Source organism: Azospirillum sp. B506, from assembly GCF_000333595.1.
Classification (GTDB): domain Bacteria; phylum Pseudomonadota; class Alphaproteobacteria; order Azospirillales; family Azospirillaceae; genus Azospirillum.
Genome location: NZ_BADK01000993.1, coordinates 1 through 5,152, shown reverse-complemented (window position 1 = coordinate 5,152; position 5,152 = coordinate 1). Strand labels below are relative to the sequence as shown.

Genomic DNA, 5,152 nt, shown 5'->3' with positions numbered 1-5,152 from the left:
AGCAGGGTGCGGGCTTCCGGCAACTTCGACAGCGCTTCCCCGGTCGCACCCGGCGCGTCGACGACGATGAAGCGGTCGCCGCCGCCGCCCAGATCGCGCAGGGCCGCCGCAGCATCGCCGTCCGGCGGAACCTCCACGCTGTCGAGCATGAAGGACTGCTTCAGGAACTTGCCGGTCGTGTTGTTGTCGGCGATGGCGAGCGCGGCACCGGCCAGCCCGTCGTCGGCCGCCGGCTCGTCCGGATTGGCGACGGAGGGCGGCGGCTCCGGTGTCTGCGACAGGAAGCCGATGCGGATCTCGCCAACGGTTGCCGGCGGGGATTCGGCCACGGCAGCAGTGCCCGGGGTGCCGGCCAGCAGAATGCCGCCGAGGACGGCAAGCGGCACACTGTGAAGAAGGCGGGGCAGGCGGGGCTTCGTCATTCTATCCATCGCGATGCAAACAGTTTGGAGAGCAGCCTATCGGGCGAATCCCGGCGGCGGAATGCGACTATCGAAGCATGGACAGGGTGGATGGGGCGGAGCCGGCGGTCTGGCGGGATGCCGGGCGGGAACAGCGCCGCCTTGTACGAAAGTCGAATTATTGGCATCGCGGATCAATGGCTATCCTGGCAGCCCGTTGTCTGACGACTCCACCACTGCCGGAACCTGTCATGGCGTTCGTGACCCGTCGCCGATTCCTGTCCGGACTGGCTGCCAGCTGCGCATCCGCCGGGATCGCGTCCGCTCTTGCCGTCAAACAGGCCGCCGCCCGTCCGCTGGACGAGGTGATGGAGCGCGGGCGGTTGCGCGTGGCGGTCTATCGCGAATTTCCACCCTTCTCCTTCCAGCGCGACGGCAAGCTGGTCGGCATCGACGTCGATCTTGCGCGGGCGATCGCGGAGAAGCTGGGCGTCAGGCCCGACATCTACGAGCAGATCCCCGGGGAGACGGTATCGGATGACCTGCGCGTGGCGGTGTGGCGCGGCAGCCTGTTCGGCGGCGAATTGGCCGATATCATGATGCACATCCCCTATGACAAGCGCTTCGGCCTGATGAACCCGGAAGCGGTGCTGTTCGGTCCCTATCATCAGGAGGTGTTCGCGCTCGCCCGCGACCCGCAGCGGGTGCGGTCCGCCGTGCTGGCGACCCTGCCGGACGAACCGATCGCGGTGGAGATCGACAGCGTGCCCGACTTCTTCCTGCTGGGCCTGCAGGGCGGACGGCTGCGCAGCCGCATCATCCATTGCCCGACGCCCGAGGCCGCCATCGCGACGCTGATCACCGGCGAGGCCGCGGCGGTGCTGGCGCCGCTGAGCCAGGTGCAGGCGGCACTGGGAGCGAAGATGGAGCAGTTCCCGGTCACCACCGTGACCCTGCCGGGGATGATGACCTCCAGCTGGAACATCGGCATGGCGACCAAGGAGAACTCCCGCGACCTCGCCTACAGCGTCGGCGACGCGGTGACGGCTTTGACCGAGGACGGGACGATGGCGAAGATCTTCGCCGCCTATGGCGTCACCCACACGCCGCCGCCGTTGGTGGAGTGAAGCGGAGACAAGCAGACAGGCCGGCGGTCGGGAGGGGATGGATGAGATACACGCGGCGCAACATGGGACTCACCGGCGCGATGCTTGTCATCGCCGGTCCGGCCTTCGCGGCAAGCTCCCCTTCCGACCCGCTGAACTCCGTGATGTGGGACATGCTGCGCGACCAGTATTTCGCCGGTGCGCCGGTGGTGTTCGACTCTGCGGTGAAGGTCATCGCTCCTGCGGCGGCAGAGGATACCCGCGCGGTGCCGCTCTCCGTCGATGCCACGGCACTGGGACGGGTGGTGGAGATGGTGGCGATTGCCGACCTGAACCCTTTTCCGCTGGTGCTGCGCTACCATCCCGGCAATGCTGCGCCCTACATTGCCACCCGCATCAAGATCCAGCAGGCCACCGCCGTGCGCGGTGCGGCGCGGACGGCCGACGGGGTCTGGCATGTCTCCGGGGTGCTGGTCGATGCGGCGGGCGGCGGGTGCAGTGCCCCGCCGGCATCCTATGCCCAGAAGGACTGGGCCGACCATGTCGGCGAGGTGCAGGCGCGGCTTTGGCCGGCGGGCGAGGATGGCGTGGCGCGGCTGCGGCTGCGCATCCGCCATCCCAACGACACCGGACTGGTCGACGGCATCCCGGCCTATTTCGTCGAAACCCTGCAGGTTGATGCGCAGACTCCCGGCGGCTCGCCCACGCTGGCGCGGATCGACAGCCTGGAGCCGGTCTCGGAGAATCCGGTCTATTCGCTGGACGTCCGCCTGCCGCCGGATGCCACGGCATTGATCCTGCGCGGGCGGGACAACCAGGGCGGCGAGATCCGCGCGACCATTCCGATGCCACCGCCGGGCGCAAAGCCGGCGATGTCGCTGAGACCCGCCGACCAGCGCTGGAGTGTCGGGCAATGAGGAGGACGCCATTGCGCCGGCTGATGCTTTCCGCCCTTCTGGCTGCCGGTGTGATGGCAGGTGGTGCGGTGCAGGCCGCCGGGCCGCTGACCTACGATCTGAAGCCGACGCAGATTGCCCCCGACACCTATGTCTTCGAAGGCTCGACCAAGCATTTCACCCGCGCCAATGGCGGCAACATCCTGAATTCCGGCTTCATCGTCACGGCCGACGGGGTGATCGTCATCCAGACCGGTCCATCGCGCCGCTATGGCGAGGAGATGCGCGCCGCCATCCGCAAGGTCACCGAAAAGCCGATCCGCAAGGTCTTCATCAGCAACCTGCACCCCGATTACTGGCTGGGGTCCCAGGCCTTTGCCGACGTCGCCATCGCAGCCTTGCCCGGCACCATCGCCGGCATCCAGGAAGAGGGGAACGGCATCGCCGAGAACATGTACCGGCTGGTCGGCGACTGGATGCGTGGGACCGAGGTGACGCTGCCGACCGAGCCGGTCTATGGATCGACGGTGAAGTTCGGCGACCATCGCCTGCGGCTGATCCCGCTGACCGGTCATACCGCCGCCGACCTGATGATCCTCGACGAATCGACCGGCGCGCTGTTCGCTGGCGGCGTCGTGTTCTGCGACCGCACCCCGACCACGCCGCACGCCACCGTCGCCGACTGGCTGAAGGAACTGGACGCGGTCGATGCGCTGGACATCCGGCTGCTGGTGCCCAACCACGGCCACATCCGCCCCGACAAGGCTTGTGTCGCCCAGACCCGCGACTGGTTGACCTGGCTGGACGGCACGCTGCGCGACGCCGTGGAGTCCGGACTGGACATGGCCGAAGCGCTGGAACTGCCAATCCCTGAACGGTTCCAAGTGCTTGACGTGCTGCGCGAAGAATATCGCCGCTCCGTCGCCCATCTCTGGCCGAAGATCGAGCAGGCAAGTCTGCCGCGGATCAATTGACGGGTTGGTGACCCGGAGGGGAACTGACGCTTACGCCTGCTACTATCCGACAATTTACCAGACCGATCATCCGTCTACACTGCCGAATATCGTAGAGCGACGCGGCTCCTTCGGCCGCCAAAAGCTTGAAAATGCCGCCCAGACTCCGTTCGCCCGCCGGACCCGCCCGTCCGGCGGCAACGGGCAGGTCTTGCCCGGGCGGTGCCGTCATCATCAGTTTTGGGAGGCAACCGCACATGAAGCGCCTGGTTACACGTCTCGCCCTGGCAGCCTCGCTGACCGCGTTCAGCGCCACCGGCGTCCTGGCCGCCGACGCCAGCGGCCCGTCCAGCGACGATCTGCTGAAGAGCGCCACAAACACCGAAGCGGTCCTGACCTATGGCATGGGGCCGCAGGCCCAGCGTTTCAGCCCGCTGACCGACCTGAATGCCGACACCGTGAAGAAGCTGGTTCCGGTCTGGTCCTTCTCCTTCGGCGGCGAGAAGCAGCGCGGCCAGGAAGCCCAGCCCATCATTTACGACGGCACCATCTATGTCACCGGGTCCTACTCCCGCCTCTATGCGGTCGATGCCCGCACCGGCCACAAGAAGTGGGAATACAACCACCGCCTGCCCGACGGCATCATGCCCTGCTGCGACGTGGTGAACCGCGGTGCGGCGATCTACAAGGACAAGATCTACTTCGCCACGCTGGACGCCCGCCTCGTCGCACTGAACCGCGAGACCGGCAAGGTGGTGTGGAACAAGAAGCTGCAGGAATACAAAGAAGGCTATTCCAACACCGCCGCCCCGCTGATCGTCGACGGCAAGATCATCACCGGCAACTCCGGTGGCGAGTTCGGCGTGATCGGCATGGTCGAGGCCCGCGATGCCGAAACCGGCGAGCTGGTCTGGCAGCGCCCGACCATCGAAGGCAACATGGGCACGCTGAACGGCAAGGAGTCGACNGTCACCGGCAAGACCAACGCCAGCTGGCCCGGCGACATGTACAAGACCGGCGGCGGCGCCACCTGGCTGGGCGGCACCTACGATCCGGAAACCAAGACGCTGTTCTTCGGCACCGGCAACCCGGCGCCCTGGAACTCGCACCTGCGTCCGGGCGACAACCTCTATACCTCCTCCACCCTCGCCATCGATCCGGACAACGGCGAGATCAAGTGGCACTACCAGACGACGCCGCATGACGGCTGGGACTTCGACGGCGTGAACGAGTTCGTGTCCTTCGACCTGAAGAAGGACGGCAAGGTGATCAAGGCCGGCGGCAAGGCCGACCGCAATGGCTTCTTCTACGTCATCGACCGCAACACCGAAGCGGGTGAAGCTGTCGGCCGAAATCTGCCCGGTGCCGCCGTAGATCAGGTCGATCTCGCCGGTTTCAAAGGCGACGGCGCGGGCGGTGGGATCGGGGATCACCTTGACGACGATGCGCTCATAGGCCGGCTTCGGCCCCCAGTAGGACGGATTGCGGGTGAAGATGTCGTACTCGCCCTTCTTCGTCTCGGTCAGCATCCAGGGGCCGGTGCCGACCGGGGAGCGGACGCCGTCGGCGGTGATCACCGACGGAGCCGCGAAGCGCACCGGGCGGATCAGAGCCAGCTCCAGCAACGTCGGGTAATAGGGATCCTTCAGGCTCAGGCGGATCCTTCGGCTGTCCAGCACCTCGACCGATTGGATTTGCCCGATCAGTTCCAGCCAGTCATGCCTGGACCGCTCCGACAGAACCGCGTCGAAGTTCGCCTTGACCGCCGCCGCGTCGAACGGCGTGCCGTCGGAGAA

General features: G+C 66.6%; 3 protein-coding genes and 3 pseudogenes. 4 read left to right on the top strand and 2 right to left on the bottom strand.

Going from position 1 to position 5,152, the window contains the following annotated elements:
- Positions 1 to 422 (bottom strand): annotated as a pseudogene (locus I71_RS30635) (branched-chain amino acid ABC transporter substrate-binding protein); the annotation flags it as partial.
- Between the two features lie 230 nt (positions 423 to 652).
- Here I71_RS30635 and I71_RS30630 point away from each other — a divergent pair.
- From I71_RS30630 to I71_RS30615, 4 genes and pseudogenes are all read left to right on the top strand, one after another.
- A complete protein-coding gene (locus I71_RS30630; RefSeq protein WP_049976413.1) occupies positions 653 to 1,528 on the top strand; it encodes a transporter substrate-binding domain-containing protein in 876 nt (291 codons plus the stop codon).
- A 41-nt stretch (positions 1,529 to 1,569) separates the two neighbouring features.
- Complete coding sequence (locus I71_RS30625) at positions 1,570 to 2,424, top strand: quinoprotein dehydrogenase-associated SoxYZ-like carrier (RefSeq protein ID WP_049976412.1); 855 nt, start codon at positions 1,570 to 1,572, stop codon at positions 2,422 to 2,424.
- A gap of 11 nt (positions 2,425 to 2,435) precedes the next feature.
- Complete coding sequence (locus I71_RS30620; protein WP_244434155.1) at positions 2,436 to 3,377, top strand: quinoprotein relay system zinc metallohydrolase 1; 942 nt, start codon at positions 2,436 to 2,438, stop codon at positions 3,375 to 3,377.
- Positions 3,378 to 3,508: 131 nt separating this feature from the next.
- Positions 3,509 to 4,672 (top strand): annotated as a pseudogene (locus tag I71_RS30615) (PQQ-dependent dehydrogenase, methanol/ethanol family); the annotation flags it as partial.
- A 96-nt stretch (positions 4,673 to 4,768) separates the two neighbouring features.
- Here I71_RS30615 and I71_RS36610 read toward each other — a convergent pair.
- Positions 4,769 to 5,095, bottom strand: a pseudogene (locus I71_RS36610) (ABC transporter substrate-binding protein); the annotation flags it as partial.
- Between the last annotated feature and the right edge of the window lie 57 nt (positions 5,096 to 5,152).

What these genes read in the sequence shown, in the direction of transcription:
- I71_RS30630 (WP_049976413.1), top strand. Translation starts at nt 653, where the DNA reads ATGGCGTTCGTGACCCGTCGCCGATTCCTGTCCGGACTGGCTGCCAGC.
- I71_RS30625 (WP_049976412.1), top strand. Translation starts at nt 1,570, where the DNA reads ATGAGATACACGCGGCGCAACATGGGACTCACCGGCGCGATGCTTGTC.